Raw genomic sequence first — 6,875 nt, 5'->3', positions numbered from 1 at the left:
CCGTGCCCGTGCCTGCGCCCGTGCCCGTGCCTGCGCCCGTGCCCGTGCCTGCGCCCGTGCCCGTGCCTGCGCCCGTGCCCGCGCCACGCACGAGACGGTATCGAAACGACGAGACTGCATAGAAAAAGCGTATTTATCGGGCCGACTCGTCATTTCGATACCGAGTGTGAAAAGTGGTCGTGCGAGTTATCCACAGAATTCATTGGCGGGCCCAAAAGTCGTGCAGCTTAGGCGACACTCGAAGTATGAGCATTCCCGATCACATTGGACGGGTTGAAGCCGCGCTTCGGAGCACCCGACGATTGTTTGGCAGCGGGGTTACACCGCGCCAGTTGCGCGAGTGGGTGCAAACGGGGAAAGCGGTGCGGGTCGCACAGGGGTGGTTCGTTGATGGAGTCGTGTGGAACTCCTGGTATCCCGAAGGCCGCCACCTTGCGCGGGTGATAGCGGCGCATCGCAACGCGAAGACCCCACCGCTCTTCTCACACTATTCAGCAGCAGTCTTACTGCGTCTGCCTGTGTGGCATCTGCGGACTTCGCATGTTCACATCTTGAGTGAAGAGTACACGTCTACAAGCAATAGTGTGCAGCGGCATCAGCTCAGTATTGATGCTTCACATGAGATAAGTGTGGCGGGGTACCGGTGCACGACACATCAGCGCACTCTCTTTGACCTCGCGACCTGTACTAATGCAGAAACGCTGCTTGGCTGCCTGGACAAGTCCCTACGAGAAGCAAGTATGCGGGGGCGAGTCCTTGATGAAGGCGCACAGCAACGTTGGCGCAGTGAAATGGATGCTCTGATCGACTCTTCGTCACCTCGCAGGCGCGGCCTCGCCACCCTGCGGAGAACTCTCGCTATCGCCGATCCCAGAGCCGAGTCCGTGCTCGAGAGCGTGAGTAGGCTACAACTATTGCGATTGGGGTACGAGGTCGAACTACAGGTGCCGGTGCGAGCGCCGTCTGGGTCGCTCTACTATATGGACTTTGAGCTGCTCGGATATAACGCGTTTGGCGAGTGTGACGGTGACATCAAGTACACCGATCCCGAGATGCTCGCAGGGCAAACCCCAGCTGAGCGCGTGATTGGTGAGAAGCGTCGCGACAACTGGACGATGGGCACCACCAATAAGCTCATGGCTCACTGGGGCGCTCGTGACGTGGGCACCCCCGCGCAGTTAGCCAAGGCGCTGCAGTCGTACCATATTCCGCTCCCGCGCTATGCCGGGCGAACGGCAAAATAACGAGCCTGTCGAGCTTGAATCGCATGACCCGCAGAATCCAGGTGACCGACGAGCTACGACAGAACCTGCCCGCAATTGCACCTTGCCCAGCGCTGGTGAGTGGCCCTCACGCAGAGCACAGTTAATGGGCTCCCGAGAGCCGCGAAAATTCAGCGTGCCGCCGCGCCGCGTCGATCGAGCACCGCGGCGATAGCGAGGGAAGGTAGCGCCACGATGATCGCAGGCACCACGACCAAGGCAAGCGTGAGCCCGCGCAGCAGGTATGAGTCTGCGATGACATCAGCCGCGCGTGGCCCGACTCTGTAGTACCAATCGATAAACGCTCGGCCTAGCCAGAATCTGCGCAGCACACGGTCGCGGTATGCCTGTAGCAGGCGCACAGCAGGAGCACGCTCGTCACCAAATGTGGCAGTGATGACGAAGCACGAGCTGTTCGGGTTTTTGGCTTTCGGCATCGAGGGTGAATAGCCGGGCTCGTGCTGGCGCACCAGCGCAATGAATTCGTGGCGACGAAGGCGCATCCCCTCAGCGTCGGCGCGGCTTGTCTTGAGCCAGCGAGAGGCCGCAATGTCTTGCGAAACCAGGTCGACACCGAGCTTCAGCAGCGTCGCGTCGCCGCTCAGGTCGTAGCTGTCGCTGAGACACTGAGTGAGCGCAGCGGTACGCCCGCAGTGCGGGCTCCACGAGTCTTGGGTCTCTTGAAACCAGGGGTAACTCACCGCAGACGCTTGGTAGAGCAGGCTCACAACGGGCAGCACGGTGGTCGCTGCCCGGTACACATATGACGGGTGGTTCTCGGGCGTGACGAACTGTAGACCGGTGTTGAAACAGTGCATCATCTCGAACAGCATGCCAGTTGAGCGGCGTAATGGTTCTTGTAGTTCGGCCGGCGTGAGCCCCTGTGCAGGCACGGCCGACCAGCCGACCGCGCAGCCCTTCACGAGCCACCCCTGCGCGCTTGCGGGGTCAACCTCGAGTGCCCGGTTGGCGTATTCGTACGCTTCAGACGGGTTACCGGCGGCGATGGCGTTGTCGGCGATCGTGAGATATTTGCCGACATCGTCGGTGCGGTCGAGGCGCACGGTTCCCTCTACGAGAAGCTTGCGCGCCTCTGTGGGGGAGTACTTCGTGCGACAGTAGTCACACTGAAAGAACTCATCGAGCTTCGAAAAGCTGTTGCCTGAACATAGCTGACACACCATCGCTTGCATGGGACCCCTTCGACCGCCTGTACTAGTTCACGCTACTGGGCGCAGTCGGAGCGTACCAACCACCTACGACAGGCATGTGTCTGCGAAGATCGGCTGCCCGTCAATGAAAATGGCTAACGCAGATAGAACGGGTCGAGCACGAGCAGCAGGGCGGCGCTCCAGTGGCAGAAGAACGCGAGCACCGTGAGTGCGTGAAAGATTTCGTGAAACCCAAACACCCCGGGCACCGGGTTTGGCCGCTTAAACCCGTACACGATCGACCCCAGCGTGTACAGCAGCCCGCCCACCACCACGAGCACCATTGCGGCGAAACTCGTCGCCGCAATGTCCCCGAGATAGGCAACAGCCGCCCAGCCAAGGCCGACATACAGCGGTACATAGAGCCAGCGCGGTGCGCTGAGCCAGAACACACGAAACCCGATACCCATGAGGGCTACAGCCCAAACCACTATGAGGAGCACAACTCCCTTGTCGAGCGGTAGCGCAAGCAACGAGATAGGAGTGTAGGTGCCCGCAATGAGCAAGAAGATATTGGCGTGGTCGAGCCTGCGAAATACCTGCTTCGTCGTGGGCTTCCAGTTGAAACGGTGGTACAGGGCAGAAACGCCAAACAGCAGCATGCTCGAGAGCATGTACACGGCCGCTGCCCACTTGGCGACGGGCCCGTGCGCGACCGCAATCAGCACGATGCCCGCGGCCACCGCAACGGGAAATGTACCGGCGTGTAACCACCCGCGCCACAGCGGCTTGGGGTCACTCTGGGGGTCGCCCTTCGTTCCGGATCGACCCTGCGGCCCTACCCCCGCGCGACTGCCAGCGCCGTCGCGTGGCTCTGACTCGTGTGCGCACTGTGGGGCCATGCCTCGAGTGTAGAGCGGCTACAGGGCGCCGCGCGCATATGTGTGGATACTCTCCATGCGGGGCTGCGAGGGGCGCGCCCCACCGCGGCGAGAGCTTCCAGCCAGCGCGCGCACCTGGCCGATAGAATCAATCTTGTGAACGCGCAGCAGTCGACACCCCGAGCCGGTCTGCTCTACCGGCTCTATCAGCGACGCCTGCGCCGCGAGATCGACCCGAAGCGCGTGCCCGGTCACATCGCAGTGATCGTCGATGGCAACCGCCGCTGGGCCAAACTACGGTTGCAAGAGCGCGCTGCGTTCGGCCATCGCGCCGGCGCCAAGAAGGTGCCCGAGTTTCTGTCATGGTGCGAAGAGGCGGGCGTCAAGACCGTCACCCTCTACCTCCTGTCGGCCGACAACCTGGGCGCTCGCGACTCGCTCGAACTACAAGATCTCTTCGGCATCATCGCCGACCTCGCGACCGAGCTCGCCGCCCACGACGGCTGGTGTGTTAAACACGTCGGCTCAAGTGAGGGGCTGTCTGCCGAGCTCGCCACGGCGCTCGCCGCAGCTGAGGGCAACTGCGCTGAGGCCCGGCACTGTGGGCCCAGCGCCAAACCGGCCGAACCGTCCGAACCGTCCAAACCGTCCACGCCGCAACAAAACAAACAGTCCGAGCCCGCAAGGACCACGCTGCACGTCAACCTCGCCGTCGGGTACGGCGGGCGCAGCGAGATCACGGCGGCGGTGCGCGACATCATCGCTGAGCACCAGGCCGCGGGCGGCACGATCGAGAACCTGCCCGAGCGCCTCACTCCCGAGACGATCGGCGAGCACCTCTGGACCCGCGGCCAAGCCGACCCCGACCTCATCATTCGCACCTCGGGCGAGCAGCGCCTCAGCGATTTCATGATCTGGCAGTCGGCGCACTCAGAGTTTTACTTCGTCGAGGCGCTCTACCCAGACCTGCGTGAAGTCGACTTCTTACGCGCATTGCGCGACTACTCCACCCGACACCGACGCCTCGGAGGCTAACCCATGCAGCACCGTGACCACTCCCTGCCCGACCTCACCGGTCAGCGCGTGCTGATCACGGGTGCCTCAGGGGGTGTCGGCGGCGGCATCGCCGAAGCCTTCGCCGACGCGGGGGCCCGGGTCGCGGTGCACTATCGCGGCTCGGCAGAGGCCGCGTTCGAACTCGTCGAACGACTGCGCGAGCGCGGCAGCGAGGCGGTCGCGGTGCGTGCAGACCTGGGCGTACCCGGCGCCGCCGAGGCGCTGATCCAGGACGTCGTGCGCGCACTCGGCGGCCTCGACGGCCTCGTCAACAACGCGGGCGTGCAGCCGGTCCAGACGCTCGAAGAAACCACGCGCGCCGACTGGGATGCGGTGCTTGGCACCAACCTCGGTTCCGTCTTCGAACTCACGCGCGCGGCTGCGGCAGAGATGACCGCGGCGGCAAACGCTGCAAACGCTACAAACGCGGCAAACGCAGCGCGCTCAGCAGGCACCGCGACCGGCGCAGCCGGTGATCCGGCACCAAATCGCTGGATCACTCACATCGCGAGCGTCGAAGCGCATCGCCCGTCGCCCGCGCACGCACACTACGCCGCGGCCAAAGCGGGCCTCGTGATGCACGCGCGCGCGGCCGCGCTCGAGCTGGGGCCCGCGGGCATCAGGGTGAACACGGTGTCGCCGGGGCTCGTCGAGCGGCCCGGGCTCGAGGCGGCTTGGCCCGAGGGCGTCGCGAGTTGGCGCGCCCACGCGCCGCTTCGCCGCCTCGCGACGGCCCGCGACATCGGCAACGCGTGCGCGCTGCTCGCGTCGCCCGCCGCGAGCTTCATCACCGGCCAAGACCTCGCGGTCGATGGCGGCATGCTCGCGACGCCGGGCTGGTAGCGGTGTTGTTCCGGATCAAAATCGACATGATGGGGGAGAACAATGGGTAACCGAGAGACCGTGCTGCTCGCCGATGCGATGCTCACGCCCGGGGGCGTCGTGGCGCCAGCCGAGCTTGCCTTCGATGCGCCCGGGCGCATCGTATACGCCGGCCCGCCGCGTGTGGCGGGCAGTGGGCGCGAGGCGGTATCGGTGCAGATCGGTGGCGCTCTGTCGAGCGACGCGGCGAACGACGCTGCTCGTGACGGGGCGCACGCCGCTGGCGCGCGCCCCGACGGTGTAGCGGTGCACGACCTCGCGGGTCATGTGCTGATGCCGGGACTCGTGAATGGACACACGCACTCGGCGATGACGCTCTTGCGTGGGGTGTCTGATGACGACGGATTCATGCCCTGGCTTGCGGCCGTACAGTCGCTCGAGCAGCACCTTACGCACGATGATGTGGCGGTGGGGCTGCAGCTCGCGATGCTCGAGATGATTGAGACGGGCACCGTCGCGTTCGCCGACATGTACCACTGGGACGAGCGGCTGATTGAGCTCGTGCGGGGCGCGGGCATGCGAGCGATGGTGGCGCTGGCGTCGTTTGCGCCCGACGCGGTCGGATTCCCTGGTGTTGCACCCTGGAGCGGGGCCGACGCGATCGCGCACACCGAGGCGCTCGCCGAGCGCTACCGTGACGACCCGCAGATTCGTGTGGCCTATGGGCCGCACGCACCCTATACCTGCCCGCCCGAGTTCTTGCGCGACATTGCCCAGCGTGCGGTGCGACTGGGCATTCCGGTGCACACGCACGTGTCTGAGTCGGCGGCCGAGGTTGCACAGATCACCGAGCAGTATGGGGCGACGCCCGCCGCGCACCTCGCCGCACTCGGGCTATTTGACGCCGATGTGCTGGCAGCACACTGTGTGCATCTTACACAAGAGGAAATGGTGGAAATGGCCCGCCACGGCGTTGCCGTCAGCCACAACCCCGTCTCGAACCTCAAGCTCGGCTGCGGTATCGCGGCGCTGCCCGACTGGCAGCGGGCGGGCCTGCGAGTGAGCCTCGGCACCGACTCGGTCGCGTCAAACAACTCGCTCGACCTGTTTGAAGAGATCAAACTCGCTTCGATGCTGCACCGCGGTGCCCGTCAAGATGCCGCCGCCACCAAAGCCGCCGACGTGCTCACTATCGCCACGAGCGGCGGCGCAAACGCGCTGGGGTTCAACGATTCTGGCGCGCTTGAGGCGGGCCGCTTCGCCGACGTGATCGCGCTCGATGTGACGGGCTCAAACGCGACTCCGCTCGACCTCGCAGGCGCCGACGCTGCAGCGCTCACCTCACACCTCGGCTTCGCCGCCACCGGCGCCGACGTGCGCCACGTCTTCATCGGCGGCCGCCACGTGTACGCCGATGGCACACACCTCACCCTCGACGCCGACGCCGTGCGCGCCCGTGCGCGAGCCGCCCGTCGCCGCCTGCGCGAGGCGGCACAAGCGTGAGCATGGATTCTGCGACTCCTTCGTCGCGCAGAATGACGGTCGGGGTGGGGGCTATCGCGCGGTGCTCTCTCCGTCATTCTGCGCGCAGCGAGCTTGCGAGTGCGCCGTCTCGTCATTCTGCGCGCAGCGAGCTTGCGAGCGCCTGGCTCCGTCATCCTGCGCGCAGCGAGCTTGCGAGCGGAGTCGCAGGATCCATGCGC

Annotated in this window: 6 protein-coding genes; 4 read left to right on the top strand and 2 right to left on the bottom strand. The window is 65.1% G+C overall.

Going from position 1 to position 6,875, the window contains the following annotated elements; all coding sequences use genetic code 11:
• Positions 1 to 914: 914 nt before the first annotated feature.
• A complete protein-coding gene (locus tag ACXR2T_RS08835) occupies positions 915 to 1,244 on the top strand; it encodes a hypothetical protein (protein ID WP_489945513.1) in 330 nt (109 codons plus the stop codon).
• Between the two features lie 149 nt (positions 1,245 to 1,393).
• On the opposite strand, the gene ACXR2T_RS08830 is transcribed toward ACXR2T_RS08835, so the two are convergent.
• Both ACXR2T_RS08830 and trhA read right to left on the bottom strand, forming a co-directional pair.
• Positions 1,394 to 2,455 carry a CFI-box-CTERM domain-containing protein gene (locus ACXR2T_RS08830; protein ID WP_458838911.1) on the bottom strand — a complete coding sequence of 354 codons (1,062 nt, stop codon included), beginning with the start codon at positions 2,453 to 2,455 and terminating at the stop codon, positions 1,394 to 1,396.
• Positions 2,456 to 2,568: 113 nt separating this feature from the next.
• Positions 2,569 to 3,315 (bottom strand): PAQR family membrane homeostasis protein TrhA, encoded by a 747-nt coding sequence (gene trhA, locus ACXR2T_RS08825; protein ID WP_458838910.1) that lies wholly within the window; start codon positions 3,313 to 3,315, stop codon positions 2,569 to 2,571.
• Positions 3,316 to 3,450: 135 nt separating this feature from the next.
• Between trhA and ACXR2T_RS08820 the strand changes: the two genes are divergently transcribed.
• Genes ACXR2T_RS08820 through ACXR2T_RS08810 form a run of 3 tightly spaced genes read left to right on the top strand, consistent with a single transcriptional unit; the run spans position 3,451 to position 6,675 of the window.
• Positions 3,451 to 4,329 carry an undecaprenyl diphosphate synthase family protein gene (locus ACXR2T_RS08820; RefSeq protein ID WP_458838909.1) on the top strand — a complete coding sequence of 293 codons (879 nt, stop codon included), beginning with the start codon at positions 3,451 to 3,453 and terminating at the stop codon, positions 4,327 to 4,329.
• A gap of 3 nt (positions 4,330 to 4,332) precedes the next feature.
• Complete coding sequence (locus tag ACXR2T_RS08815) at positions 4,333 to 5,193, top strand: SDR family NAD(P)-dependent oxidoreductase (protein WP_458838908.1); 861 nt, start codon at positions 4,333 to 4,335, stop codon at positions 5,191 to 5,193.
• A gap of 42 nt (positions 5,194 to 5,235) precedes the next feature.
• Entirely contained in the window at positions 5,236 to 6,675 is a 1,440-nt protein-coding gene (locus ACXR2T_RS08810) for an amidohydrolase (RefSeq protein WP_458838907.1), read from the top strand.
• The last annotated feature ends 200 nt before the right edge of the window (positions 6,676 to 6,875 follow it).

The sequence above is a fragment of the Leucobacter faecis genome, assembly GCF_054456635.2.
This window is presented reverse-complemented; position numbering and strand designations above follow the sequence as displayed.

Excerpts from the sequence above, each read along its gene's own strand:
- ACXR2T_RS08830 (WP_458838911.1), bottom strand. The coding sequence starts at position 2,455 with ATGCAAGCGATGGTGTGTCAGCTATGTTCAGGCAACAGCTTTTCGAAG.
- trhA (WP_458838910.1), bottom strand. The coding sequence starts at position 3,315 with ATGGCCCCACAGTGCGCACACGAGTCAGAGCCACGCGACGGCGCTGGC.
- ACXR2T_RS08815 (WP_458838908.1), top strand. The coding sequence starts at position 4,333 with ATGCAGCACCGTGACCACTCCCTGCCCGACCTCACCGGTCAGCGCGTG.
- ACXR2T_RS08810 (WP_458838907.1), top strand. The coding sequence starts at position 5,236 with ATGGGTAACCGAGAGACCGTGCTGCTCGCCGATGCGATGCTCACGCCC.